This is a genomic window from Plantactinospora veratri (assembly GCF_036421995.1).
GTDB lineage: Bacteria > Actinomycetota > Actinomycetes > Mycobacteriales > Micromonosporaceae > Plantactinospora > Plantactinospora veratri.
Genome location: NZ_JAZGQL010000005.1, coordinates 93,782 through 114,488, shown reverse-complemented (window position 1 = coordinate 114,488; position 20,707 = coordinate 93,782). Strand labels below are relative to the sequence as shown.

The 20,707-nt window shown below is 72.5% G+C and carries 24 protein-coding genes; 10 read left to right on the top strand and 14 right to left on the bottom strand.

From position 1 onward, the window contains the following. Positions 1-9: 9 nt before the first annotated feature. On the bottom strand, positions 10-1,332 hold the full coding sequence (locus tag V1634_RS06695) for a ribonuclease D (RefSeq protein ID WP_331206867.1): 1,323 nt from the start codon (positions 1,330-1,332) through the stop codon (positions 10-12). Positions 1,333-1,454: 122 nt separating this feature from the next. Continuing rightward, the gene (locus tag V1634_RS06690; protein ID WP_331206866.1) at positions 1,455-2,027 is read right to left on the bottom strand and encodes a DUF3000 domain-containing protein; all 573 of its coding nucleotides are present in this window, start codon (positions 2,025-2,027) and stop codon (positions 1,455-1,457) included. Between the two features lie 158 nt (positions 2,028-2,185). Here V1634_RS06690 and hemE point away from each other — a divergent pair, with 158 nt between their 5' ends. Genes hemE through hemQ form a run of 3 tightly spaced genes read left to right on the top strand, consistent with a single transcriptional unit; the run spans position 2,186 to position 5,449 of the window. Next, on the top strand, positions 2,186-3,268 hold the full coding sequence (gene hemE / locus V1634_RS06685) for a uroporphyrinogen decarboxylase (protein WP_331206865.1): 1,083 nt from the start codon (positions 2,186-2,188) through the stop codon (positions 3,266-3,268). 16 nt (positions 3,269-3,284) lie between these two features. Further along, positions 3,285-4,715 (top strand): protoporphyrinogen oxidase, encoded by a 1,431-nt coding sequence (hemG, locus tag V1634_RS06680; RefSeq protein ID WP_331206864.1) that lies wholly within the window; start codon positions 3,285-3,287, stop codon positions 4,713-4,715. Continuing rightward, on the top strand, positions 4,712-5,449 hold the full coding sequence (gene hemQ, locus V1634_RS06675; RefSeq protein ID WP_331206863.1) for a hydrogen peroxide-dependent heme synthase: 738 nt from the start codon (positions 4,712-4,714) through the stop codon (positions 5,447-5,449). The genes hemG and hemQ overlap by 4 nt, the downstream gene beginning before the upstream one ends. 45 nt (positions 5,450-5,494) lie before the next feature. Here the strand turns inward: hemQ and V1634_RS06670 are convergent, their stop codons facing one another. From V1634_RS06670 to msrB, 3 genes are all read right to left on the bottom strand, one after another. After that, positions 5,495-5,980, bottom strand: coding sequence for a GNAT family N-acetyltransferase (locus tag V1634_RS06670; protein ID WP_331206862.1), 486 nt, complete (start codon positions 5,978-5,980; stop codon positions 5,495-5,497). 92 nt (positions 5,981-6,072) lie between these two features. Continuing rightward, positions 6,073-6,336, bottom strand: a complete 264-nt coding sequence (locus V1634_RS06665; RefSeq protein WP_107258665.1) for a Prokaryotic metallothionein — start codon at positions 6,334-6,336, stop codon at positions 6,073-6,075. A 36-nt stretch (positions 6,337-6,372) separates the two neighbouring features. After that, complete coding sequence (gene msrB, locus V1634_RS06660; protein ID WP_107258666.1) at positions 6,373-6,801, bottom strand: peptide-methionine (R)-S-oxide reductase MsrB; 429 nt, start codon at positions 6,799-6,801, stop codon at positions 6,373-6,375. A 165-nt stretch (positions 6,802-6,966) separates the two neighbouring features. On the opposite strand from msrB, the gene V1634_RS06655 reads away from it, so the two are divergent. Both V1634_RS06655 and ligD read left to right on the top strand, forming a co-directional pair. Beyond that, entirely contained in the window at positions 6,967-7,446 is a 480-nt protein-coding gene (locus tag V1634_RS06655) for a hypothetical protein (protein WP_331206861.1), read from the top strand. A gap of 87 nt (positions 7,447-7,533) precedes the next feature. Further along, positions 7,534-8,565: a non-homologous end-joining DNA ligase gene (gene ligD / locus V1634_RS06650; RefSeq protein WP_331206860.1), complete on the top strand. Its 1,032-nt coding sequence runs from the start codon at positions 7,534-7,536 to the stop codon at positions 8,563-8,565. Between the two features lie 25 nt (positions 8,566-8,590). Here ligD and V1634_RS06645 read toward each other — a convergent pair whose 3' ends face one another. After that, positions 8,591-9,481 (bottom strand): NAD(P)-dependent oxidoreductase, encoded by an 891-nt coding sequence (locus V1634_RS06645; RefSeq protein WP_331206859.1) that lies wholly within the window; start codon positions 9,479-9,481, stop codon positions 8,591-8,593. A gap of 53 nt (positions 9,482-9,534) precedes the next feature. Here V1634_RS06645 and V1634_RS06640 point away from each other — a divergent pair, with 53 nt between their 5' ends. Continuing rightward, positions 9,535-9,915 carry a MerR family transcriptional regulator gene (locus tag V1634_RS06640; protein ID WP_331206858.1) on the top strand — a complete coding sequence of 127 codons (381 nt, stop codon included), beginning with the start codon at positions 9,535-9,537 and terminating at the stop codon, positions 9,913-9,915. 28 nt (positions 9,916-9,943) lie between these two features. Here V1634_RS06640 and V1634_RS06635 read toward each other — a convergent pair whose 3' ends face one another. After that, the gene (locus tag V1634_RS06635; protein WP_331206857.1) at positions 9,944-10,132 is read right to left on the bottom strand and encodes a DUF397 domain-containing protein; all 189 of its coding nucleotides are present in this window, start codon (positions 10,130-10,132) and stop codon (positions 9,944-9,946) included. Then, positions 10,123-10,908, bottom strand: coding sequence for a helix-turn-helix domain-containing protein (locus V1634_RS06630; RefSeq protein ID WP_331206856.1), 786 nt, complete (start codon positions 10,906-10,908; stop codon positions 10,123-10,125). The genes V1634_RS06635 and V1634_RS06630 overlap by 10 nt, the downstream gene beginning before the upstream one ends. 345 nt (positions 10,909-11,253) lie before the next feature. On the opposite strand from V1634_RS06630, the gene V1634_RS06625 reads away from it, so the two are divergent. Further along, positions 11,254-12,981 (top strand): alpha/beta hydrolase, encoded by a 1,728-nt coding sequence (locus tag V1634_RS06625; RefSeq protein WP_331206855.1) that lies wholly within the window; start codon positions 11,254-11,256, stop codon positions 12,979-12,981. A gap of 69 nt (positions 12,982-13,050) precedes the next feature. On the opposite strand, the gene V1634_RS06620 is transcribed toward V1634_RS06625, so the two are convergent. Next, positions 13,051-13,518, bottom strand: a complete 468-nt coding sequence (locus V1634_RS06620) for a GNAT family N-acetyltransferase (RefSeq protein WP_331206854.1) — start codon at positions 13,516-13,518, stop codon at positions 13,051-13,053. Between the two features lie 67 nt (positions 13,519-13,585). Continuing rightward, positions 13,586-14,218, bottom strand: coding sequence for a TetR/AcrR family transcriptional regulator (locus tag V1634_RS06615; protein WP_331206853.1), 633 nt, complete (start codon positions 14,216-14,218; stop codon positions 13,586-13,588). Between the two features lie 63 nt (positions 14,219-14,281). Here V1634_RS06615 and V1634_RS06610 point away from each other — a divergent pair, with 63 nt between their 5' ends. Then, complete coding sequence (locus V1634_RS06610) at positions 14,282-15,121, top strand: class I SAM-dependent methyltransferase (protein WP_331206852.1); 840 nt, start codon at positions 14,282-14,284, stop codon at positions 15,119-15,121. 25 nt (positions 15,122-15,146) lie between these two features. On the opposite strand, the gene V1634_RS06605 is transcribed toward V1634_RS06610, so the two are convergent. Both V1634_RS06605 and V1634_RS06600 read right to left on the bottom strand, forming a co-directional pair. Beyond that, entirely contained in the window at positions 15,147-16,721 is a 1,575-nt protein-coding gene (locus tag V1634_RS06605) for an alpha/beta hydrolase (RefSeq protein ID WP_407951729.1), read from the bottom strand. Positions 16,722-16,754: 33 nt separating this feature from the next. Then, positions 16,755-17,849 carry an ATP-dependent DNA ligase gene (locus tag V1634_RS06600; RefSeq protein ID WP_331206851.1) on the bottom strand — a complete coding sequence of 365 codons (1,095 nt, stop codon included), beginning with the start codon at positions 17,847-17,849 and terminating at the stop codon, positions 16,755-16,757. Between the two features lie 141 nt (positions 17,850-17,990). On the opposite strand from V1634_RS06600, the gene V1634_RS06595 reads away from it, so the two are divergent. Then, on the top strand, positions 17,991-18,215 hold the full coding sequence (locus tag V1634_RS06595; protein WP_331206850.1) for a hypothetical protein: 225 nt from the start codon (positions 17,991-17,993) through the stop codon (positions 18,213-18,215). Positions 18,216-18,247: 32 nt separating this feature from the next. Here the strand turns inward: V1634_RS06595 and V1634_RS06590 are convergent, their stop codons facing one another. Next, positions 18,248-18,451 (bottom strand): hypothetical protein, encoded by a 204-nt coding sequence (locus tag V1634_RS06590; protein WP_101370542.1) that lies wholly within the window; start codon positions 18,449-18,451, stop codon positions 18,248-18,250. 191 nt (positions 18,452-18,642) lie between these two features. Beyond that, on the bottom strand, positions 18,643-19,818 hold the full coding sequence (locus V1634_RS06585; protein ID WP_331206849.1) for an FAD-dependent oxidoreductase: 1,176 nt from the start codon (positions 19,816-19,818) through the stop codon (positions 18,643-18,645). An 84-nt stretch (positions 19,819-19,902) separates the two neighbouring features. Here V1634_RS06585 and V1634_RS06580 point away from each other — a divergent pair, with 84 nt between their 5' ends. After that, a complete protein-coding gene (locus V1634_RS06580) occupies positions 19,903-20,634 on the top strand; it encodes a TetR/AcrR family transcriptional regulator (RefSeq protein ID WP_331206848.1) in 732 nt (243 codons plus the stop codon). The last annotated feature ends 73 nt before the right edge of the window (positions 20,635-20,707 follow it).

Genomic DNA, 20,707 nt, shown 5'->3' with positions numbered 1-20,707 from the left:
CGGGACGGGTCAGGTCTTCGGCTCGGCCAGTGCCACTGCCAGCTCCTCGGCGATCAGGCCGACCTGCCAGCCCCGGGCGCCGTACCCGCGCAGGGTCTCGGCGACCGTGTCTGCGGTGATCTCCTCCGGCGGAATCCAGGCCAGCCGGCGGACCGAGTCGGGGGTGATCAGGTTCTCCGGCGGCAGGGTGTGCGCCGCGGCGATCCGGGTCACCACCTCACGGCACCGGGCCAGCCGGGCCGCCGCCACGGGGTCCCGTTCGGCCCAGCGGTGCGGCGGGGGCGGCCCGTCGACCGTCGGGCTCACCGGCAGCGCGTCGTCGGGCAGTTGCCGGGCGTCGGCGAGGGCGTCCAGCCAGGTCCGGACGAGCCGGCGTACCGAGCGGCCGCCGAAGCCGGGCAGCATCAGCAGGGTCCGCTCGTCCTTCGGGTCCATCTCGGCGGCGGCGATGATCGCGGCGTCGGGCAGCACCCGCCCGGGTGCCGAGTCGCGGCGGGCGGCGATCTCGTCCCGGGCGTACCAGAGCGACCGCACCCGGGCCTGCGCCCGCGCCCCGCGCACCCGGTGGATGCCGGAGGTCCGCCGCCACGGGTCCGGCCGCTGCCGGGCCGGCTGGGCGCCCCAGGCCACCAGCGCGGCGAACTCCTCGGCCGCCCACTGCGCCTTGCCCTGCCGCTCCAGCTCGGCCGCGAGCTTGTCCCGCAGCTCGGTGAGCATCTCCACGTCCAGCGCGGCGTAGGTCAGCCAGGACTCCGGCAGCGGCCGGCTGGACCAGTCCGCCGCCGAGTGGTGCTTCTCCAGGGTGAAGCCGAGCAGTTGCTCGGTCAGCGCGGCCAGGCCGACCCGTTCGAAGCCGGCGAGCCGGGCGGCCAGCTCGGTGTCGAAGAGGCGTCTCGGCCGGAGCCCGAGGTCGGCGAGGCAGGCGAGATCCTGACTGGCGGCGTGCAGCACCCACTCGGCGTCCGCGATCGCCTCGTCGAGGGTGCTCAGGTCGCCGAGCGGCAGTGGGTCGATCAGCGCGGTGCCGGCCCCCGCCCGCCGGAGCTGGACGAGGTAGGCGCGCTGGCTGTAGCGGTAGCCGGAGGCGCGCTCGGCGTCGACGGCGACCGGGCCGGTGCCGGCCGCGAATCGGGACACCACGGCGGCCAGGCCGTCGGATGTCTCGACCGGGGCAGGGGTGCCGTCGCGAGGGGTGAGAAGCGGTACGGGCCCGCCGGGCGTTGGGTCGGGCCCCACTGTCTCGGGATCCGGCGCGGACGCCGGAAGGCTGTGCGGCTCGTCCCCTGCTCGGCGTTGCGCGGCCCGACGGCGCAGGGGTGGTTCGTCGGTCACCTGACAACCCTAGTCTTCGCCGAGATTCGCCGTCGCGCAGCCGGTCCGGCGAGTCGGCTCCGGGACGCCTGGGACTGCCGAAGCGGTTGGGGCGTACGAGGTTCGGCGGAAGTTGCGACCGCTCAGGCGGCGCCGGCCGGCCGGGAGTGCGGCAGTGCGGTGACACCGGGCGGCGGCAGCCCGGCGGTGGAGGCCAGCAGCGTGCACCAGGCGAGCAGGTGTGCCCGCAGGTCGTCGTCGACCGGGGTCCAGGAGGCGCGGATCTCGATGTCACCGGCAGCCGGCGGGCCGGCCAGCTCACCGAACCGGGTCGACATGGTCTGGGTCACCGTCCCGCCGAGCGCCCGGTAGGCCGCGTCCCGCGCCTCCAGCGCGTCGGTGAGCCAGGTCCAGCCGACGGCGGGGAGCAGCGGGTCGGCGGCGAGGTCGATCTCCAGGTCGGCGGTGACGTAGGTGACCAGGCGCAGTGTCCCTTCCCAGCCCTCGTGTCCGGCCGGGTCGTGCAGCAGGATGAGCCGGCCGGTGGCCACCTCCTCGCCGTCGCGCCGCACGGTGGCGGCCAGTGCGAAGGCGTACGGGGCGAGCCGCTGGGGGGCGCCCACCTCCTCGAGTACGATCTCCGCGCGCGGCGCCGCCGACCGCAACCCGGCCACCGCACGGGCGAAGGTCTCGGGCTGGACGATCGGGGAGGCCATATCCGCAGCCTAAGCCGATCGTCGGCACCGTGGTGGGGCGCCGCGCCGGTCGGCCCGGCCGGTCCGCCCGGTGCCTGGCCCGCCGGGGTACGTCTGGCAGGCCACAAAACCCGGCGGTGCGCGTCGGCGGTATCGGGGCGCGTGGCACGATTGCGCCGATGAGCACCACGACTGCGGGCAATGCGGCCCGAGACGACCAGCCGGCGCCCGGTGGCCCGGCCGATTCGCCCTTCGTCCGGGCCTGTCGGCGGGAGCCGGTGCCGCACACCCCGGTCTGGTTCATGCGGCAGGCCGGGCGTTCGCTGCCGGAATACCGCGAGGTGCGGGCCGGGATCCCGATGCTGGAGTCGTGCCGTCGGCCCGAGCTGGTCACCGAGATCACCCTCCAGCCGGTACGCCGGCACGGCGTGGACGCGGCGATCCTGTTCAGCGACATCGTGGTGCCGGTCGCGGCCGCCGGGGTGGACCTGGACATCGTGCCGGGCACCGGTCCGGTGGTGGCCGAACCGGTACGCACCCTCGCCGACGTCGAGCGGATCCGGGCCATCGACCCGTCGGACGTGTCCTTTGTGGACGAGGCGGTCCGGCTGCTCGTCGCCGAACTCGGCGACACCCCGCTGATCGGCTTCGCCGGTGCGCCCTTCACCCTGGCCAGCTATCTCGTCGAGGGCGGGCCGTCGCGCAACCACGTACGCACCAAGGCGCTGATGCACGGCGCCCCGGACGTCTGGCACGCGCTGCTGGGCCGGCTGGCCGAGATCACCCTCGCCTTCCTGAGGGTGCAGATCGGCGCCGGCGTCTCGGCGGTGCAGCTCTTCGACTCCTGGGCCGGGGCGCTCTCCGAGGCCGACTACCGCCGGTTCGTGCTGCCGCACTCGACGACGGTGCTGGGCGGGCTCGCCGACGCGGGCGTGCCGCGGATCCACTTCGGGGTCGGCACCGCCGAACTCCTCGGCGCGATGGGCGAGGCCGGCGCGGACGTGGTCGGGGTGGACTGGCGTACCCCGCTGGACGCGGCGACGGTGCGGATCGGGCCGGACCTGGCGGTGCAGGGCAACCTGGACCCGGCCGTGCTCTTCGCGCCCTGGCCGGTGGTGGAGGCGGAGGTGCGCCGGGTGCTCGGCGAGGGCGCCGCCACCGCCGGGCACGTCTTCAACCTCGGGCACGGCGTGCTGCCGGAGACCGATCCCGACGTACTGACCCGGGTCGTCGCCCTGGTCCACGAGGCGTCCGCGAGCTGACCGGGAGGCGGGCACGGTGAACGACACGACACGGTCCGGCGGGCCGCGGATCGCCGTGGTCGGCGGCGGGATCACCGGGCTGGCCGCCGCGCTCCGGCTGCGGGACCGGCTCCCCGCCGACACCGAGATCACCGTGTACGAGCAGTCCGGCGCGCTCGGCGGCAAGCTGCGTACCGGGTCGCTGGCCGGATCGACGGTCGAGTTCGGCGCCGAGGCGTTCCTGGCCCGTGACCCGGCCGGCGGGGACTCGGCGGCGGTCGCGCTGGCCCGCCGGGTGGGGCTGGCCGACGCGCTGGTGCACCCGGCGATCGGGCGGGCCGCGCTGGCGATCGGCGGCGAGCTGCGGCCGATGCCCCCGGGCACCCTGGTCGGGGTACCCGGTGACCTGGCCGCGGTGGCTCCGGTGGCCCGGCCGGCGGCGGAGCGGGACACCGACGACGGCGGCCCGCTGCTCGGCCCGGACGCCGACCCGACGGTCGGCGAGCTGGTCCGGCGGCGGCTCGGCGACGAGGTGGTGGACCGGCTCGTCGACCCGATGCTCGGCGGGGTGTACGCCGGCCGCGCCGACGAGTTGTCGCTGGCGGCCACGATGCCGGGGCTGGCCCGGGCGGCCCGCACCGAGCCGACCCTGACCGGGGCGGTCCGGGCGGCGCTGGCCGCGGCGCCCCGACCGGCCGGCAGCCCGGTCTTCAGCACGGTCACCGGCGGGGTGAGCCGGCTGGTGGCCGCCACCGCCGAGGCGGCCCGGGCCGGGATCAGGCTGAACGCGGCCGTCCGGGAGCTGCTGCCCGTCCCGGACGGCTGGCGGTTGGTGATCGGCCCGACCCGCGACCCGGAACTGGTCGAGGTCGACGCGGTGGTGCTGGCCCTGCCGGCCCGGCCCGCCGCCCGGCTGCTCGGCGGGGTCGACGTGGCGGTCGGCGCGCTGGTCGGCCGGCTCGACTACGCCAGCGTGGGGCTGGTCACCCTCGCCCTGCCCGCCGAGGCGGTACTGCCGGCGGAGCTGTCCGGGTTCCTGGTGCCGGCGACCGAGGGCACCCTGGTCAAGGCGGCCACCTTCTTCAGCAGCAAGTGGGCGCACCTGCGCCGGCCGGACGGGATGCTGCTGCTGCGCGCCTCGGTCGGCCGGCACGGCGAGGAACACCTGCTGCAACGCGCCGACGACGAACTCGTCTCGGCGGTGCACCGGGAGCTGTCCGGGCTGCTCGGCACCGAACTGCCCGACCCGGTCGACAGCCACGTGCAACGGTGGGGCGGCGCGCTGCCCCAGTACGCCCCCGGCCACCTGGACCGGGTGGCCGCGGCCCGGGCGGCGCTGCGGACCGCGCACCCGACCCTGGCGCTGGCCGGCGCCGGCTACGACGGGGTGGGGATTCCGGTCTGCGTACGCTCCGGCGAGACCGCGGCCGAGGAGATCATCAAGGTGCTGGGAGTATCGAGGGTATGACTGCGGAACAGAGCGGTGGCGCGGAGCGGGCCGAGGCGGAGCAGACCAACGCGGCACGGCTGCGCGAGCTGAACGAGAGCATTCGCTACACCATGTGGTCGGTGTTCCGGGCGAGCGGCCCACTGCCCGAGGCCCGGGACGGCATCGCGGCCGAGGTCGAGTCGCTCTTCGAGGAGCTGGCCGGCAAGGACGTGGTGGTGCGGGGCAGCTACGACGTCTCCGGGCTGCGGGCCGACGCGGACGTGCTGATCTGGTGGCACTCGTCGTCCAGCGACGCGCTCCAGGACGCGTACGGGCGGCTGCGGCGTACCGCGCTCGGCCGGCAGCTGGTGCCGGTCTGGTCGCAGATGGCGCTGCACCGGCCGGCGGAGTTCAACAAGAGCCACGTACCGGCGTTCCTGGCCGGTGAGCCGGCCCGGGGCTACATCTGCGTCTACCCGTTCGTCCGCTCCTACGAGTGGTATCTGCTGCCGGACGCCGAGCGCCGGGAGATGCTGGCCGAGCACGGCAGGATGGCCCGCGGCTATCCGGACGTCCGGGCCAACACCGTCGCCTCGTTCGCGCTCGGCGACTACGAGTGGCTGCTCGCCTTCGAGGCCGACGAACTGCACCGGATCGTCGACCTGATGCGCGACCTGCGCGCCTCCCGGGCCCGCCGGCACGTCCGCGAGGAGGTGCCGTTCTACACCGGCCGGCGACGGAGCATCGGCGATCTGGTCAACGCGCTGCCGTAGCGGTCGTCACCGGCCCGACCACTGTGGACGGTACGGCGCCGGGGGTCAGGCCGGCTCCCGGCGCATCGGCACGTGCGGGATGCCGTCCTCGATGTACTCGGGACCGCTCACCGTGAAGCCGAAGCGGGCGTAGAAGTCGAGCAGGTGCGCCTGGGCGTCGAGCACGCACGACCGGGAGCCGACCATGGCCAGCGCCTCGGTCATCAGCCGGCCGGCGTACCCGCCGCTGCGGGCCTGCCGGGCCACCACCACCCGGCCGATCCGCTCCACCCCGTCCGGGTCGACGAGCAGTCGCAGGTACGCGATCGGTACGCCACCCCGGGCCAGCCACAGGTGCCGGGTGCCCGGCTCGACGTCCCGGCCGTCGAGTTCGGGATAGGCGCAGTCCTGCTCGACCACGAAGACGTCGACCCGCAGCTTCAGCAGGTCGTGCAGGGTCCGGGTGTCGAGGTCGGTGAAGGAGGCGATCCGGAACTGGACCCGGTCCGAGGGGTCCGCCACCAGCGGTGGTGTCTGCGACTGCTGCTGCATGCCGCGATGGTAGGCCGGTCCCGCCGGGGGCCGCCGCCGGGGCGGCCCGACGGCGTAAGGACCCGCGGCGTAAGGACCCGGTGGATGGCGGTTCAGGCCGGGCGGGCGCCGACGGCGTCCCGGATCTCCGCTCCGCGCTCGCCCTCGACCACCCGCGCGCAGTGCCCGCAGCAGAAGAACCGGCCGGAGACCTCGACGCCGTGCCCCATGATCCGGATGCCGCAGTGCTCGCAGACCGGGGCGAGCTTGTGCGCCGCGCACTCGAACGAGTCAAAGGTGTGCACGTCCCCGCTCATCGTGCGGACCTCGAACGCGAGCCAGTAGTCGTTGCCGCAGACCTCGCAGGTCGTCGCCATGTCTGATTCCCCCGTTTCACCGCTTTTGCGGTGATACTACGTGGTCGAGGGGTCGAGGCGCATCGAGATCGAGTTGATGCAGTACCGGGCGTTCGTCGGGGTGAAGCCCTCACCGTCGAACCGGTGCCCGAGGTGCGAGTCACAGTTGGCGCAGCGCACCTCGATCCGGACCATGCCGAGCGAGCGGTCCTCCAGATAGCGGATGGCGCCGGGCAGCGCCCGGTCGAAGCTCGGCCAGCCGCAGTGCGAGTCGAACTTGGTGTCGCTGGAGAAGAGTTCCGCCCCGCAGGCCCGGCAGTGGTAGGTGCCGGCGGTCTTGGTCTCCACGTACTCGCCGGTCCACGGGCGTTCCGTGCCCGCCTGGCGGAGCACCCGGAACTCCTCCGGACTGAGCCGGACCCGCCACTCCTCCTCGGTACTGGGCAGCCTGTTCTCCCGGTCGTCCCGGACACTGTTGTCAGCCATACCCCTACGGTACGGCGGAGATCCTCGGCCGGCTAAGGCCGGCGGAACCGTCGGAAAACAGCGGGAAACAACTGGTTAATCACCGCCCGGCGGCCGAGTCGTTGACAGGACATGCGGGCGGCCACCAGGCCGGGCGGGCAGAGACGGCGACGCGAGCACCGGCCGGTGCTGGCCGAGTTCCGGCTGACCTGGCGGCAGGCGGTGGTCCGGGGGCTGCGCTGGGGCGGTCTCGGCAGCGGTGCGCTGATCGTGATCGCCGGTACGCTGCCCGGGCACCGCCAGCTCTCCGAACTGGCCTGGGTCGCCGTGCTGGCCCCGCTGCCGCTCGGCGTGCTCTGTGGCGGGCTCGACCGGCTCCGGGCCCGGAGCCGGCTGGACGAGACGGGCCTGCGGGGCCGGGGGTACGGGGCGTACGCGTTCGTGGCCTGGCAGCGGGTGGTCGACGTCCGGGCGGAGCGCCGCCGGGGGCGTACCGTCGTCGCGGTCTATCTCGGCGACGCCGCGCCGCTGCGGCTGCACGCCCCGTACGACGGTGGCCTGCTGGACCGGGATCCCCGGTTCGAGCAGAAGCTCGTGCTGATCTGCCAGGTCTGGGAGGCGCACCGGCACGGCAGCCAGAAGCCGGAGGCGCGCCCGCTACGCTGAGCGGCCCCCTGTGCTGACCGGCCGCGCCGGCCGTCGGCGTCTCCGTGTCGGGTCACCTTCGTCGGACCGTTGGCATAGGGTCGGCGCATGGCTGGTGGCAGCGCGAAGGCGAAGCCCGTCGAGGTCGAGGTGGCCGGGCACACGGTACGGCTGAGCAGCCCGGACCGGGTCTACTTCCCCCGTCGCGGGTTCACCAAGAAGGACATGTTCGACTACTACCTCGCGGTCGGCGACGGGATCATGCGGGCGCTGGGCAACCGGCCGACGGCGTTGCAGCGCTTCCCCGAGGGCATCGAGGGGGAGATGTTCTATCAGAAGCGGGTGCCGGCCCGGGGCGTACCGCCGTGGATCCAGACCGCGAAGATCCAGTTTCCGAGTGGCCGGAGCGCCGACGAACTCTGCCCGGCCGACCTGGCGCACGTGGCCTGGGCGGCCCAGATGGGCACCGTGGTCTTCCACCCGTGGCCGGTCCGGGGCGTCGACGTCGACCGCCCCGACGAGCTGCGCATCGACCTCGACCCGCAGCCGGGCACCGACTTCGCCGACGCGGTCGAGGCGGCCGGCGAGGTGCACGGACTCCTGGACGAGCTGGGCGCGACCGGTTGGCCGAAGACCTCCGGCGGCCGGGGCGTGCACGTCTATCTGCGGATCGAGCCCCGCTGGACCTTCACCGAGGTACGGCGGGCGGTGATCGCGTTCGCCCGCGAGGTGGAGCGGCGCCGCCCCGACCTGGTCACCACCTCCTGGTGGAAGGAGCAGCGCGGCGAGAAGGTCTTCATCGACTACAACCAGATGGCCCGGGACCGGACGATCGCCTGCGCCTACTCGCTGCGGGCCAACGCCCGGGCCACCGTCTCCACCCCGGTCACCTGGGACGAGCTGCCGGACGTGGAACCGGACGACTTCGACCTGAAGACGGTGCCGGAGCGGGTGGCGAAGATCGGCGACCCGCACGCCGGCATCGACGACGCCCCGTGGGACATCAGCCCGCTGCTGGAGTGGGCCGACCGGGACGACCGGGACGGCTCCGGAGACCTGCCCTATCCGCCGGACCATCCGAAGATGCCGGGGGAGCCGAAGCGGGTCCAGCCGTCCCGGGACCGCGACCGCAAGGAGTGAGCGGATGCCGGGGCCGGGACGGCGGTTACGGCCGGACCTCGGAGGGCTTGCGGAACTGCTCCATCATCGCCGCGTAGTCGCTGCCGCCGTACCCGTCGGCGACGGCGCGGTCGGTCAGCGCCTTGACGACCTTCGGGAGGTCGGCATTGACGCCCAGGGACTCGCTCTCCTGCACCAGGTGCTCCATCGCGGCGAGGTGGGTGTCGATGGTCGCGTCCCGGACCTGGTAGTCGCCGTTGTCGACCTGCCGGGCCAGGTCGGGCAGCCAGTCGCGTACGGTCCCGGCCAGCGGGCCGGCGATCCCGGCGAAGGTCGAGGCGTCCACCCCCGCCGTGCCGACCAGGGCGGCACCGGAGAGGAAACCGTTCAGCACGCTCCACATCACGCCGAGCAGTGCCACGTCGTAGAGCGCGGAGAGGCCGTGGTCGGCACCCAGGTATGTCGTCCCGGCGCCGAGCAGTCGCAGGGTCGACTCGTGCTGGTCGAAGGTCGCCCGGGGTCCGCTGTACAACAGGGTGGCCTCCGCCGTGCCGATGGCCGGCGGAACAGCCATGATCGCCCCGTCGAGATAGCCGGCGCCCCGCCGGGCCATCCGGTCGGCGGTCTCCCGGGCCGCCGCCGAGGTGCCCGAGGTCAGGTTCACCAGGACCCGACCGTCGAGGGCGTCGCCGAGCGGGTCGAGGAGTTCGTGTACGGCGTCGTAGTTCGAGACGCAGACGAGTACGAGCGGGCTGGCCGCGACCGCGTCGGCGGGGGAGTCGGCGAGCCGGGCGCCCTCGGCGACGAGTTCTGCGGCCTTGTCTGCCGTCCGGTTCCACACGGTCGTGGGGTGCCCGTTGCGCAGGAATGTTCCGGCCAGCGCCCGACCCATCAGGCCCAGGCCGACGACGGTCACCGGAGTCGTGTTGGTGGTCATGGCAGAATCGTGAACCTTCACACCGGTATGAAGGTCAAGGAGGCGTGGGCCACATGCTGATCGGGGAGCTGAGTCGGCAGACCGGGGTCAACACCCACCAGTTGCGTTACTACGAGGCACAGGGCCTGCTCGAACCGGCGCGGGGGAGCGGCGGCTACCGCGAGTACGGCGCCGACGACGTGGTCACCGTGACCCAGATCAGGAGACTGCTGGAAGCCGGACTCTCCACACAGGAGATCCGATTCCTGCTGCCCTGCGCCACCGGCTCGGCCCCCGACCTGGAGCCCTGCCCCGAACTCCTGGAGATGCTGCGCGCCCGCCTGCACGGGCTGGACGAACGCATCGACACGCTCGCCCGGTCCCGGGACGCCCTGGTCGACTACATCGCGGTCACCGAGCGGCGGGTGATGACGGAAGAGGTCCCAGCCGCCTGAGGGCGATGCCGGAACCTCTCCCGCCGGATCAGTCCCGGGTCACCTTGGTCACAAAGGACCGCCACGCGCCGGGACCGAACGCCAGCACCGGCCCGGACCGGTCCTTGCTGTCCCGGACCAGCACCCGACCCGGCAGGTCGTCGGCCACCTCGACGCAGTCGCCGCCGTTGGGGCCTGAGCGGGTCGACTTGCGCCAGCGGGCGTCCGTCACGTCCATGTCTCCGCCACTTTCCTGATCATCTCGATGGACTGCTGGAGGGGTAGCGCCATGCCGCGCACGTTCTCCCACGCGTCCCGGATGATCAGGATGTCGCCGGGTCGTTCGGCGACGACCCCCTGGAGTTGGTTGTCCAGGTAGGCCAGTTCCCGACTGTCCGTCAACGTCGCGATCGTGAACGGGCCGGCCAGTCCAAGGTACGCCCCTGCGTTGTTCGCCACGACGTGGATGTACACGTTCGGGCGCTCGGCCATCGCCACCAGGTGGTCGAGTTGTTCCCGCATCACCTGGGGCCCGCCGATGCTCCGGTGGAGCACGGTCGCGTCGAGCACCGCGATGAACGTCGGCGGATTCTCCGCGTTGAGCACTTGCTGGCGGTCGATCCGAGCCTGCACCTGCTGCTCAAGCTGTGTAGAGGTCAGTCCTCCGGCGGCGAGCAGCGCCCGCGCGTAGGCTTCGGTCTGGAGCAGCCCGGGAATCACCAGCGGGTTGTAGGTCTTCAGGACGAGAGCATCTCGCTCCACCTCGATCCATGGCCGGAACCAGATGTGCACGCTCTCCAGTACATGGATCTTTGCCAGCATTCGGGTGAAGAGGCCGCCGGTTTCGAATACTCGGTCGACCGCTTCGAGGTATTCCTCGGTGGGCGGGCGTTGGCCGGTCTCCACGGACGAGACGTGGCTCCCGGAATACTTGATCGCTTTTCCGAAGTCTTCCTGACTCAGGCCACGCGACGTTCGCAAGATCCGCAGTTCAGTGATCAGGAACTCAGACATGCTGCCCACGATCGCTCACTCTCGATTGGGGATATCGGCGCAGTTCCGATCCGCCGGCACGCGAGACCGTCCTCGTTGGACTGCCGACCCTATGAGGTGGTGATTGAGCTGTAAACACCGAATCGCCGGGGTCGACGCGATGGGAAACGACTGAGCAACGGAGCTCCATGATCGAGCAAAGCGACGGTATTGCATTCGCCAGAGTCGCCGGGTAGGGCGACTCCGCCTTGCGGGGTCCGCCGCAGGGATGAGGCCGGCAGGCGCGAGTTCACCCCAATGGTGGTCACCGGCCCGGAAACCACCAGCTACGCTCCCTTCATCCGATTTCCTACTGGAGGGAGTACCGTGCGCCGCATCGTCAGAAGTGTGGTGACACCGGCGACCCTGGTCCTCGCGCTGGTCGCGACCCCGGTAGTGGCCCAGGCCGCCAGCCCGTTCGACCGCTATCTCGACCAGGAACTCAGCTGGGGTGCCTGCCTGTTCACGCCACCGGAGCAGGCCCGCCCGATGGAATGTGCCCTGGTCACCGTCCCCCGCGACTGGGCGGACCCCGACGCCGGTGTCGACCTGTCGGTCTCGATCAGCCGGACCAAGGCCACCGGTGAGCGCCTGGGCGCCATCCTGCTCAACCCGGGCGGCCCGGGGGGCCAGGGCAGCTCCCTGGCCGGGGCCCTGGCCGCGCTCCAACCGGCCGTGAACGAGCGGTACGACTTCATCGGCATGGACCCGCGCGGCACCGGCCACGAGGGCGGCACCGCTCCCGACCAGCTCGGACTGGTCTGCGAGATCCCGATCGGCCGGCTGTCGACCCGGACCGACCTGGACGCCCGGGACCGGTCACCGGAGAGCATCGCCGAGCACCAGAAGGCGCCCCGGGCCATCGCCGAGGCGTGCCAGAGCAAGGCGCTGACGCCGTTCATCACCACCTGGCAGACCGCGTACGACATGGAACTCATCCGGCAACTGCTGGGTGACTCCACGCTCAACTACCTCGGCTACTCCTACGGCACCTGGCTGGGCGCGAAGTACGCCTCGCTCTTCCCGGCCAGCGCCGGCAAGATGGTGCTCGACTCCAGCGTCAACTGGGAGGGCCGGCTCCAGGCGGCCTTCGAGGCGTTCCCGATGATCGGGCAGCGGCAGCTCGACGACGTCTACCTGCCCTGGGCAGCCCGGCAGTTTCCCGAGATCGTCGGCGACACTCCGGCCGAGGCGGCGCAGACCTGGGAGGCGGCCCGGGAGTACGCCAAGACTCTGGGCATCGCCGGTGACAACTACGACGCCATTTTCGTCGGCATGGGCGGCCAGCTGCAATGGCTCCTCGCGACCCTGGTCTTCACGGTCGTGGCGCAGGAGATGAACGGCGAGACCCCCGAGACCGGGTTGCCGGACGCCCTGCGGTCCGAGCTGGACGCGCTGGCCCGGACGGAGTACGGCGTGCCGCTGGCCGAGCTGACGGTACGGCGGATCGCGGCCGAGGTCCCCGAGGACTACGTGACGTTCCCCGGTACCCGGGTTTCCGTCGCCTGCGGCGACCAGCCCACCCGCTCCGCCACCTGGTACCGGAAGCTCAGCGACCGGCAGGGCCCCCGCTACCCGCTCTTCGGCTGGGCGTACGGGCTCTCCGAACCGTGCGGCTTCTGGTCGGACGCACCCCGGCAGACCCTGCCGAACCTCCCCGCGTCGGTCGCCTCGAAGATCCTGGTCGTGCAGGCCGAGTTCGACCCGCAGACCGGTTACGAGCAGGCGCGGGCGGCGGTCCGGGCGGCTCCCGGCGTCAGCATGGTCTCGATCGACGACGCCACCTTCCACGGGCAGTACGCCCTCGACGGCAACCCGTGCGTCGACGGAATGGTCAACGTCTTCCTGCTGCGCAACTCGCGCCCGTCCGACGCCACCTGCCCGGGGGTGCCGCTGCCGGGTGAGAACGAGGTCTATCCGGTCGCCGGCCCGGTGAAGCGGGACAACCGCAAGCTCGACCGCTCCGCAGCGCTCTCCGCCGAGAGCCTGCCCGAGCTGCGCGAGCAGGTACGGGATCGGATCGCTCGGGTCAACTCGGAGCGTCCCGTCCGCTGACGCTGTCGGTCGCCCCGTGGCCCGATCCGCTGGTCACGGGGCGACCGCGCACCACCCCGCGCCGCAGGGTCAGAGTGGCAGTTTCATGCCTTCGTGACTGGCTTCGAAGCCCAGTGCGGCATAGAACCGGTGCGCTTCGGTACGCCGCTTGTCGGTGGTCAACTGGACCAGCCGGCAGCCGCGTTCCCGGGCCTGGTCCACCGCCCAGTGCATCATCCGACGGCCGATTCCCCTGTCCCGCAGGTCGCGTCGGACCCGGACCGCCTCGATCTGCATCCGTTCGGCGCCGCGCCGGCTCACCCCGGGGATGAAGGTGAGTTGCATGGTGCCGACCGGTTCGCCGTCGAGTTCGGCGACGATCAGCTCGTTGCGCGGGTCGGCGTCGACCGCCTCGAAGCCGGCCCAGTAGGCGGCGTCGACCTCCTCGCCGATCGGCTCCGCCGGTTCCCGGCCCGCCGACACCTCGTCGTCGCGCAGCATCGCCACGATCGCGGGTACGTCCGCCCGACGTGCCGGTCGGAAGATCAGCTCACTCATGCCCGCCAGCGTGGCACATAGAATGCGATCAATGCCGGCTGCGACCGCCGGGGCGGCAGCCGTGTCGTCACGTCCCGCCGGCGATCAACTGGGTGCGCAGTGTCTCGGACACCCAACGTTCCCATCGCTGGGGTGACCAGCCACGGTCCCGGACGAGGACGAGATACAACTCGGGACTCAGTAGGCCGAACAGTATGTCTGCGGCCTCCCCGGCCGACAGTCCGGCGCGGGCGTCCGGCTTGGCCACCAGCGCCTCGGCGGCGGTGGCGTACACGGTGAACCGGGGGTCGGTTCCGCGTCCCCAGAGTTCGGCGATCTCCGGCTCGATCGTCGCGGCCGTCCGCAGCACCTCGGTGATCGGGGCGATCCGTTCGAGGATTCCGCGCGCTCCCGGGACGAGTTCCCGGAGTTGGCCGTCGACGGTGTCGGCGGCGATGGCCCGGCGGAACCAGGGCCGGTCCATCGTCGCGGTCGGTTCGTCGTCGCCCGCGATCGTGACGTCGCCCAGTTCCTTCAACACGTTCCGCTTGTTGCCGAACGTGAAGTAAATGGTCTGCACCGCGACCCCTGCCCGGTCGGCGATGTCCTGGAGGGCCGTCGCGCCGTACCCGTGTTCGATGAACAGCCCGCGGGCGGCCTCGACGATCTTCCGTCGGGTCTCTCTGGCCCGGTCGGCGCGTTTGCCCTTGACCTCGGTCACCGCTGTAGCTTATATCTAGAGTCCAACTCTAGAGTCAGACTCTAGTGGAACGGAGGAGGCAAGATGCGGGCGATCGTCAACATCCAGCAGTCCGAGGCGTGGAACGGCCACGAGGGCCGGCACTGGGCCGAGCAGGCCGAGCGGTACGACACGATGGCCGAGGGGATCAACGCTCCGCTGCTCGCGGCGGCCGGGATCGGCGACCGGGACCGCGTGCTCGACGTGGGCTGCGGTACGGGTCAGCTCACCCGTCAGGCAGCCCGCCAGGCCACCTCCGGAACGGTGCTCGGAGTCGACATCTCGGTCCCGATGCTGGCGCGGGCCCGGGCCGCCGCCGCCGAGGAGGGCCTCGGCAACGTCACCTTCACCCAGGGTGACGCGCAGGTGTACCCCTTTCCCACCAGTGGCTACGACGTGGTGATCAGCCGGGGCGGGGTGATGTTCTTCGACGATCACGTCGCCGCGTTCGCCAACCTCGGCCGGGCACTGCGGGCGGGCGGCCGGCTCGTCTTCGCCGGCCCGCAACCGGCGGGTTCGACCGGCGACCACGCGCGGGCGTTCGCGGCCCTCGGTCCGCTGATGCGCGAGCCCTCGCCGGCCGCGCGCGGGATGGGCTCCCTCACCGATCCGGACCGGATCCGCGAGGTCCTCGGCGCGGCCGGATTCGTCGACGTGTCGGTCGCGCCGGTGCCGGTGCCCGTGGTCTGGGGCCGGGACGCCAGCGACGCGGTCGAGTTCTACTTCTCCACCGGCCCCGTCCGGCACAACCTCGCCGGGGTCGCTCCGGCCACCGTCGAGCGGGTTCGCGACGAGGTACGGTCGGCACTGCGCGAGTACGAGACCCCGGCGGGCGTACGGCTGCGCGGCGGCATCTGGCTGGTCACGGCCACCACCCGGCCCTGACGACCCGCCCGGCCGACGGGGCGGGTCAGCGCGCCGGGCAGGTGGTGCCGGCGCTCGGCGGCCTGAGGTCGATCAGGTAGTCGTCGACGGCGTCGTTGATGCAGCGGGTCTGCGGATAGGCCGTGTGCCCCTCGCCCTGCCAGGTCAGCACCACGCCGACGTCGAGCATCTCGGCCAGCTTCGGCGTCTGCTCGTAGGGCGTGGCCGGGTCGCCGGTGGTGCCGACGACCACGATCGGCGGGGCACCGGTCGCCGGGCCGGTCGGGTACGGGTCCCGCTGGCCGGGCCAGAACTCGCAGCTCAGCATGCCCACCGCCAGCGGTGCGCCGAAGAGCGGGTATTTCCTGCGCCACTCCGACTGCAACGACCGGATCCGGTCGACGCCGACCTTGCGCTCCTCGTCGGCGCAGTTCACCGAGAGGTTGGCGTCGAAGAGGTTGGTGTAACTGCCGTCCTCGCCCCGCTCGGCGTACGAGTCGGCGAGTTCGAAGACCTCCTTCGGGTCCCCGTCGGCGAGCGAGTCGATCGCGGCGGCGAGCTTCTGCCAGCCCGCCTCCGTGTAGAGCGAGGAGATCACCGCGTAGAAGATCCAGCCGGCGGTGGCCTCCCGGCCGCCCTCGCCGCGTACCGGGGAGACCCGGGCCTTCTCCATCGCATCCGTCACCGCACCCCGGGCGTCGGCGGCGATCGGGCACCGGCCCGGGTTCTCCCCGCACCAGTTGGTGAAGTTGGTGAAGGCCCGCTCGAAGCCCTTGGCCTGGCTCTCCGAGCCGGCCACGATGTCCTGCTTCGGGTCGACCGCGCCGTCGAGCACCAGCGCCCGGACGTTGCGCGGGAAGAGCTGGGCGTACGTCGCACCGAGCAGGGTGCCGTAGGAGTAGCCGAGGTAGCTCAGCTTCTCGTCGCCGACGGCGGTCCGGATCGCGTCCATGTCGTGCGCGGCCTGCTCGGTCGAGTAGAGCCGCAGCCGCTCGCCGTACTTGCCGCCGCAGGTGTCCCCGATCCTCCGGTTCAACGCCACCAACTCGTCGAACTCCGCCTGGCTCGCCGGATCCGGCTCGAAGCCGAAGGCGCTGTCCAGGTCGGTGTCGGAGACGCACTTGACCGGCGAGGAGCGGCTCACGCCCCGGGGGTCGAAGCCGATGATGTCGAACCGCCGGGTCACCTCGTCGGGCAGCCCGCCGAAGCTGGCCCCGAACGACAGGTAGACCGCCGAGTCGATGCCGGAGCCGCCGGGCCCGCCCGGGTTGACCAGGAGCGAACCGATCCGGTCCTGCTGCTTCGCCGACCGGATCCGCAGCAGCGAGATCTCCAGCTTGTCGCCGCCCCCGCCGGTAACGCCGGCCGCGCTCCAGTCCGCGGGTACGGAGATGGTGGCGCAGTCGTACCGCATGTTGGCCGCGCCCCGGCCGACCAGCTTGCGGGGTACCTCCGGACAGGGCTTCCAGTCGGCGGCGCCCGCGCCGCCCGACGGGGCCGCCGGGCCACCGCGCTCGCTGCCGTCGTCGGGCCGGAACATCGGGATGGTGCAGCCGGCGACGAGCATCACGACGGCCAGGAGACCGGCCAGGGGCAGTCGGCGAAGGTGCGAGCGGGCCAAGAGAGATCCTCCGTGATCGTATCGACCGTCAGGCTACGCGCCGGAGGCGAGCGGGTCGCCGCGGAGCACCTGGTCGACGTCGAACCGGATCGGGCGGTCGAGTTGGTCGTACCCGCAGGAGGCCGGCTCCCGGTCGGGCCGCCAGCGGACGAACCGGGCGGTGTGCCGGAACCTGTCGCCCTCCATCGCGTCGTAGCCGACCTCGGCCACCAGCTCCGGGCGGAGCGGCTCCCACTCCAGGCTCTTGGTGCCGGACCACCGGCTCGGCCCACCCGGGATGCGCTGCCCGCTGGTGTGGTCGCCGTGCACCCACGGGTGCTCCTTGACGCCCTCGCGGTAGGGCGCCAGCTCGTCGAGCAGCTCGGCCCGGCGGGCGGCGCTGAACGACGCCGACACGCCGACGTGGTGCAGCGTGCCCGCCTCGTCGTGCAGGCCGAGCAGCAGCGAGCCGACCACCGGGCCGGACTTGTGCCAGCGGAACCCGGCGACCACCACGTCGGCGGTCCGGGTGTGCTTGACCTTGAACATGAGCCGCTTGCCCGGCTCGTAGGGGATGTCGGCGGGCTTGGCGACCAGCCCGTCCAGCCCGGCCCCCTCGAAGATCTCGAACCACCGGGCCGCCGTCTCCGGGTCGGTGGTGGTCTGGGTGACGTGCACCGGGGGTACGACCCCGCGCAGCGCCTCGACGAGGCGGGCCCGGCGCCGCTCGTAGGGCAGGTCGACCAGCGACTCGTCGTCGATGGCGAGCAGGTCGAAGGCGACCAGGTCGGCCGGGGTGGTCTCGGCCAGCATGTTGACCCGGGACGCGGCCGGGTGGATGCGCTGGCTGAGCAGGTCGAAGTCGAGCCGGGGCCCGCCGTCCGGGCCGTCCCGACGGATCACGATCAGCTCGCCGTCGACCGCGCAGCGGGTCGGTAGCTGCGCCCGGGCCTGCGCGACGACCTCGGGGAAGTAGCGGGTCATCGTCTTGCCGCCCCGGCTGGCCAGCTCGACCTCGTCACCGTCGCGGAAGACGATGCACCGGAAGCCGTCCCACTTCGGCTCGTAGCTCATCCCCGGCCCGGTGGGGATCGTCGGCACGCTCTTGGCCAGCATCGGCTCGACCGGCGGGTTGATCGGCAGCTCCACCCGGCCAAGTCAACCAGATGGGCGCGGTACCGGGGTGCCCCGCGCCGGTACCGGTCGTCCCATCGGCCCCATCGGGCGCAGAAGTTTCGCACCGACCACCGCGCGTGACGTGTTTTCGCAGGTCAGAGCTATCTTCGCCGGATGCGGGGCTGGGTGTGCGTCTGCTGCGGCCGATGGCAGGTGAGTGTCGAGCGGATCGCCGGGAGATACCTCTACCGGCTGGCGTACCGCTATCGCGCCGAGGTGGGCGGGGTGGACGTGGTCGGGGAGGTGGGCACGATCGCGGCGCTGGAACGGCTGCTGCTGGCCCGTACCCCGGTGACCCTGGCCGACCTCCGCGAACGTCCGGCCGGCCGGGCCTCGTGAACCGGTGCTGCGTTATCGGGGTCGTCGCGGTGCTACAGCGCCTTCGCGATCTCGGCCAGTACGTCGGCCGGGACCTCCACCGCGGTCTCGTGCGCCGGGATGTCGAGCTGGGCCAGCGCCTCCGGGTCGGAGACGCGCCAGCCCTGCACGATGAAGGTGTCACGGTCTGTGCGGTACAGCGACGGGCAGTTGTTCACCTGCGACTGTGCGGTCTTACGAATGAAAGTGAGCTTCACGATCGGGCCTTTCGCTCCTTTTTAAGCCGCTTTGGGACGGATGCCCCGGCGGTCTGTGTTGCATTATGCGGCTAATCAGGACGTTCGGGCACGGATCACAGCAACGTGGTGGCGTGAATGTAGGTGAATGGCCGATTCATCTCGCGCCGGATGCGGGGCTTTTTCTGCTATTGCGGCCGCGACGTCCCAGCTCAGGGACGGGTCTCGACCGGGGGTCGCCAGTCGGCGTACCGGGCCATCGAGCGGAGCGCCATCCGGGGTGGGGTCAGCCGCATCATCACGTTGCGTAATCCCACCGCCAGCGGATTGCGCAGCTGCTGACCGAACCGGCCCACCAGGTACGAGGCCCGGGCGACCTGCTGGCTGCGCGGGCGGCGCTCGGCGTCGTACCGGGCCAGCCCGGCCGGCACCTCGGTCCCGCCGGCCAGGCTCAGCCCGAGCACCACCGCGTCCTCGATCGCCTGGGCGGCACCCTGGCCCAGGTTCGGCGTCATCGCGTGCGCGGCATCGCCGAGCAGCGCGACGGCCCCCGTCACGTAGCTGCCCAGCGGAGTGCCGAGATGGTAGAGGTCGTTGCGGAGCACCCCCTGCGGGCTGGTCGCGTCCAACAGCGCCGGGATGGGCGCGTGCCACGCCCCGAAGCGCTCCCGGACCGCCCCGAACTCGTCCGCCTCGCGCCGCCCCTCCGGGGCGTTCACCGCGCCGAACCAGTAGACCCGGCCGTCGCCGAGCGGCACCATCCCGAACTCGGCACCCGGCGCCCAGGTGATCGCCACCAGCAGCTCGCCGGTCCAGGGCGCGTCCGTCACGCCCCGCCAGGCGGTGGTGCCGACGTAGACCGGCGGCGGCACGTCCGGCCACAACCGCCGGCGTACGGCGCTGCGCAGCCCGTCCGCGCCGATCAGCAGCTCGGCCCGGATCGTCTTCCGGCCGCCCCCGGCGAGATAGGTGACCTCGGCCGGCGGTCCGGCGACCACCTCGACCACCTCGGCCCCGGTGACCAGGGCGGTGCCCTCCGGCAGCGCGGCGCGGAGGATCTCGTGCAGCGTCGCCCGGTGGATGCCCAGCGACTCGGTGCCGAGCTGGTCGACCAGGTCGGCGGCCTCGATCCGGGACAGCCACCGGCCGTCGGCGGTACGGCTGCCGCCCGACGCCTCCACCCGACCGGCCGCCCGGATCTGCTCGTCGACGCCGAGCGCCGCCAGCCCGGTCAGCGCGTTGGACATCAGGGTGATGCCGGCGCCGACCGCCCCGAACTCGGGTGCCCGCTCCAGGATGGTCACCTGCCAGCCCTGCCGGCGCAGCGCCAGCGCGGCGCAGAGCCCGCCGATCCCGGCGCCGACCACCACTGCCGTGCGATCCACCATCGCGTCCACCTCCGGAACCCGTTCTTCTACAGCTGTAGAACGCCATACTACAGGCGTAGAAGAACCATCGGGAGGGAGCAGCGGGTGACCGCACGACGGGACCGGTTCGCCGTCATCACCGACGCCGCCATCGAGCTGGTGGCAGAGCTGGGCATGCGGGGACTGACCCACCGGGCGGTGGACGCCCGGGCCGGACTCCCACTCGGCTCCACCTCGGCGTACTTCCGGACCCGCAAGGCGCTCATCGAGGCCGTCGTACGCCGCCTCGCCGACCTCGACCGCGCCGACCTCGAAGCCACCGAGGTACCCGCCGAGGTGCTGACCGCCGAGCCGACCACCGGACCGGCGACCACCGGCCCGGCGGTTCCGCCCGACGGGTCCGGATCGCTCGGCGGGGGCGGACCGCTCGGACCCCGGGAACTCGACCAGCTCGCCGGCCAGATAGCCGGCCTGCTCGACCGCTGGCTGACCGACGGGCGTACCCGGACCCTGGCCCGGTACGCCTGCCTGCTGGAGGCCACCCACCACCCCGAACTGCGGGAGATCCTGTCGTACGGCACCGCCTCCCGGACCCAGGCCCGCGCGCTGCTGCGCCAGGCCGGAGCCGCAGACCCGGAGCGGAGCGGCAACCACCTCGTCGCCTGCGTGGACGGGCTGCTCTTCGACCGCCTCGTCGGTGCCGGCTCGCTGACCGCACCGGCCCCGGGGAGCGAGCAGAGCCGGCAGGACCTCTACCGGGCCGTCCGGACCGTACTGTTCGCGATGGCCGCCGCCGGCACCCCGGAGACCGACGCCCCGGCCGCCGGGAGTGCCTGACCGGGATGTCGAGCCCGGCGGCCGGTCCGGCGTCGGGTCAGCGACGGCGGGTGGGCCGGCGCGCCGGGACGGT

Bases quoted from the DNA above. Each gene is read 5' to 3' on its own strand.
- V1634_RS06665 (WP_107258665.1), bottom strand. From the start codon at position 6,336: ATGGCGACGACCTGCGAGGTCTGCGGCAACGACTACTGGCTCGCGTTC.
- ligD (WP_331206860.1), top strand. From the start codon at position 7,534: ATGGCTGGTGGCAGCGCGAAGGCGAAGCCCGTCGAGGTCGAGGTGGCC.
- V1634_RS06670 (WP_331206862.1), bottom strand. From the start codon at position 5,980: ATGCAGCAGCAGTCGCAGACACCACCGCTGGTGGCGGACCCCTCGGAC.
- hemE (WP_331206865.1), top strand. From the start codon at position 2,186: ATGAGCACCACGACTGCGGGCAATGCGGCCCGAGACGACCAGCCGGCG.
- V1634_RS06585 (WP_331206849.1), bottom strand. From the start codon at position 19,818: ATGGTGGATCGCACGGCAGTGGTGGTCGGCGCCGGGATCGGCGGGCTC.
- V1634_RS06645 (WP_331206859.1), bottom strand. From the start codon at position 9,481: ATGACCACCAACACGACTCCGGTGACCGTCGTCGGCCTGGGCCTGATG.
- V1634_RS06635 (WP_331206857.1), bottom strand. From the start codon at position 10,132: ATGGACGTGACGGACGCCCGCTGGCGCAAGTCGACCCGCTCAGGCCCC.
- msrB (WP_107258666.1), bottom strand. From the start codon at position 6,801: ATGGCTGACAACAGTGTCCGGGACGACCGGGAGAACAGGCTGCCCAGT.
- V1634_RS06610 (WP_331206852.1), top strand. From the start codon at position 14,282: ATGCGGGCGATCGTCAACATCCAGCAGTCCGAGGCGTGGAACGGCCAC.
- hemQ (WP_331206863.1), top strand. From the start codon at position 4,712: ATGACTGCGGAACAGAGCGGTGGCGCGGAGCGGGCCGAGGCGGAGCAG.
- V1634_RS06640 (WP_331206858.1), top strand. From the start codon at position 9,535: ATGCTGATCGGGGAGCTGAGTCGGCAGACCGGGGTCAACACCCACCAG.
- V1634_RS06595 (WP_331206850.1), top strand. From the start codon at position 17,991: ATGCGGGGCTGGGTGTGCGTCTGCTGCGGCCGATGGCAGGTGAGTGTC.
- V1634_RS06690 (WP_331206866.1), bottom strand. From the start codon at position 2,027: ATGGCCTCCCCGATCGTCCAGCCCGAGACCTTCGCCCGTGCGGTGGCC.
- V1634_RS06620 (WP_331206854.1), bottom strand. From the start codon at position 13,518: ATGAGTGAGCTGATCTTCCGACCGGCACGTCGGGCGGACGTACCCGCG.
- V1634_RS06630 (WP_331206856.1), bottom strand. From the start codon at position 10,908: ATGTCTGAGTTCCTGATCACTGAACTGCGGATCTTGCGAACGTCGCGT.